Below are 2545 nucleotides of genomic sequence, written 5' to 3' on the forward strand. Positions count from 1 at the left end.
GGTACGCCTGGCAATGGTATTAGATCAATTATTTTCCGCCAACTGAGTGCGTAACCAGTTATACACCTGTTGCTGCTGCTCAGCGTTAAACTCATGCCCAAACTCAGCGTACACTTTGGTACTGAGCTTATCTGCCGCACCGTAAGCGTGCCAGACCTGCTGCATCTTGCGGTAGGATGCCTCTACCCCTGCCAGAGGCATTAGCGTGTCTTTACCGCCGTTGATAAATAACATAGCTTTAGGCGCTGCCAGGCTAGCCATATCAGGAATATCCATTTTGTCTGCGATACCCGGATGTAACATATAAAATGCTGACTGCCCTCGTAAAATATTATTCCCCGGCTGCAGTAAATGCTGGTAATCATTCATCCACGACACCGCCACGGCAGCCTTGATATCATCAGTCAGCGCCGCCAGCTGCCAGGCTTTATAAGCCCCCATCGAGAACCCCAGTACCGCAATTTTCGAACTGTCGGCTTGTGGCAACTGCTTTGCAAACTGCACCAGACGTAAATCTTCATAGGCCGCCATACCGGCAAGTGAGCGGCCAAGCAAAAACATATTGCTGGCAAGGGCCTGCTGAGCAGAGAACTCTACCGGACCACGTTCACTCCAGCCAAAGGTATCGGCGGCAATAACCAGATAGCCCTGCTGTGCCAGCGTATCCCCGACAAAATGCCCACTGAAGTATTTATCGGCCCATTGCTGAGCAGAGGTTAAACGGCTATCGCCGGCAAACGGTTTAATCCATTTTTCTTTACCGATATCAAACCGGGCACCGTGGTCATGCAGCAGTAATACCGTCGGAGCCGGCTTGGTCGTGTCTGGCGCCAGTACCATTACGGCCACCCGGCTTTGCGCCGTCAGCTGAATTGACCAAAGCTGTGCGCTGTAACCGTCACGCGCTTCTGTTTTGATCAGTGTCGGAGCAAATTCAATCGGTTCGTCCGGCCACAGCAGCGCCTGACGTAATGCCTGCCTTGCAGTGCTGCGCCAGGTAGCGATATCGGTAAAGTTACCGCTTTGCCAGCTAAGCGGGTAAGTTTCCAGTTTAAGCTGCTGATAAAAATCGGGCAGTTGCTGATCAATTAGCGAATCTGCTTTAACCGGCAAGGCTAACAAGAATAATAAAAAGTACCAGTGCATTAACGGATCCACCCCTTGCTGATCTGACGAAAGGTATCGGTGCCACAGCGCTGCAACCACTCAAACGCCAGCATTTCTTTACTGATAATTTGCGCCCCGGCCTGCTGCATCCGGCTAAGGGCCAGTTGCTTGTTTTGCTCTGTACGCGACCCTACGGCCTCAATAACGACAAACACCTGATAGCCTAAATCCAATAAATCTATTACCGATTGCAGCACACAGACATGTGTTTCCGTTCCCAATATAACCAGTTGCTTACGCTCGGCACAGGCCAGACTGCTGGCAATATGCGGCTCTTTCAGTGCACTGAAATGCATTTTCTGCAGCACTTGTGCTGGCGGTATCAATTCTGCCAGTGCCGGTAGCGTAGGCCCAAGGCCTTGCGGGTACTGTTCGGTAGCCCATACCGGCACATCCAGCTGTATTGCTACCTGCAATACCCAGGCTGCTGCCTGTTCCACTTCTTTATGTTCAAATATTGCCGGTGACAATTTCTGCTGCATATCAATCAACAACACCAGCGAGTGTTCAGCCTGTAGCAACATAGCAGTTCCTGTTAATGAAAATCGCGGGAAGAGGTACTAAGTTCTGCCAAAAGTGCTGATAAGTCAACCAGCTTACCGGCGATAACATGAGTCACTTCGCCTTCACGCTCTAAAATGCCGTCTACCTGTAAAATGCGGGCGGTCAAAAAACTCTTTTGCTGTGCCTGCGCGGTGGCAAGCCACACCAACACATTAGTGGTGCCGGTTTCATCCTCCAGTGACATAAAAGTTACCCCGGCTGCGGTACCGGGCCTTTGCCGCAATGTGACCAGGCCACTGACCCTTACCGGGCTTTTATGCCGCACCTTGCCAAGCTCTGCCGCCGGTACACTGCGCACCAGCTTGCCGGCCTGTCGTAGCAATGCTAGCGGATGCTGCAACAGGCTAAGCCCGGTGGCGGCGTAATCTTCCAGTGCATTCTGCACCGGCCCTGGGGGTAATAAATAGGCTGCCGTATTTTCAGCCACCTCTGCCCCGGCGCTAAACAACGGCAAACTGTATTGTGTATCCTGCAGTTGCCAGCGGCTGTTATAGCGATCGCCACTGATGCTACTAAGGGCATTGGCGCTGGCCAGCGCCTGTAAATCAGCGCGGCTAAGCGCTAACTGGCGCAACTGCTGGATATGCCGGTAGCCCTCCTCAGGCCTTAGCTTAACCAGCTGTTTAGCGCCGGTTTCGCTTAAACCTTTCACCTGCCTAAGCCCCAACCGGATCGCTTTGCCCTGCTGTTGCAGCGTAAAATCCCAGTCAGAGGCGTTAATACATACCGATAATACCGGCACCGCATGACGGCGGATATCCTGCAGCAGTTGCGACGGGCTGTAAAACCCCATCGGGAAGCTGTTGAGTAAAGC

At 52.5% G+C, this 2545-nt stretch carries 3 protein-coding genes; all 3 read right to left on the reverse strand.

Annotation, left to right across the window (positions count from 1 at the left end):
* Positions 1-24: 24 nt before the first annotated feature.
* Positions 25-1146: a dienelactone hydrolase family protein gene (locus VIN66_RS06980; protein WP_331923305.1), complete on the reverse strand. Its 1122-nt coding sequence runs from the start codon at positions 1144-1146 to the stop codon at positions 25-27.
* Positions 1146-1691, reverse strand: a complete 546-nt coding sequence (locus VIN66_RS06985) for a hydrolase (protein ID WP_331923306.1) — start codon at positions 1689-1691, stop codon at positions 1146-1148. The genes VIN66_RS06980 and VIN66_RS06985 overlap by 1 nt, the downstream gene beginning before the upstream one ends.
* Before the next feature lie 11 nt (positions 1692-1702).
* A partial coding sequence (locus tag VIN66_RS06990; RefSeq protein ID WP_331923307.1) for an OB-fold nucleic acid binding domain-containing protein occupies positions 1703-2545 on the reverse strand: 843 nt, incomplete at its 5' end.

Source organism: Rheinheimera sp. (assembly GCF_036568245.1).
GTDB lineage: Bacteria > Pseudomonadota > Gammaproteobacteria > Enterobacterales > Alteromonadaceae > Alishewanella.